The organism is Streptococcus sp. HMSC034E03 (genome assembly GCF_001811505.1).
Lineage (GTDB): Bacteria > Bacillota > Bacilli > Lactobacillales > Streptococcaceae > Streptococcus.
In genome coordinates, this window is record NZ_KV804971.1 from 1 (window position 1) to 263 (window position 263).

Genomic DNA, 263 nt, shown 5'->3' on the forward strand with positions numbered 1-263 from the left:
CTTAAGTTCCCCTTTACTCCCTTTGGACGAGTATAAGGAAAGACAGGGATGATGTTACGTTCTAATAAATAATGGACAATAGTTGGGGTCTTGTAGCCTGAATCCGCAATAATATAGCGTGGGGAGAAAGGCTCTAACTTTGAAAATAAGGCAGGGAAAGCCTGACTGTCATGAACATTTCCTGCTTCAACCGTATAAGCTAAGGCCCAACCATGCTTATCGCAAGCAACTTGAGCAGAATAGGCAAATACTTCCTTATGTTC

At 42.2% G+C, this 263-nt stretch carries 1 protein-coding gene; it reads right to left on the reverse strand.

What is annotated here, in order from left to right; translation table 11 throughout:
* The coding region (locus HMPREF2805_RS03365; RefSeq protein ID WP_148131585.1) for a transposase at positions 1–263 on the reverse strand (263 nt) is incomplete at both ends.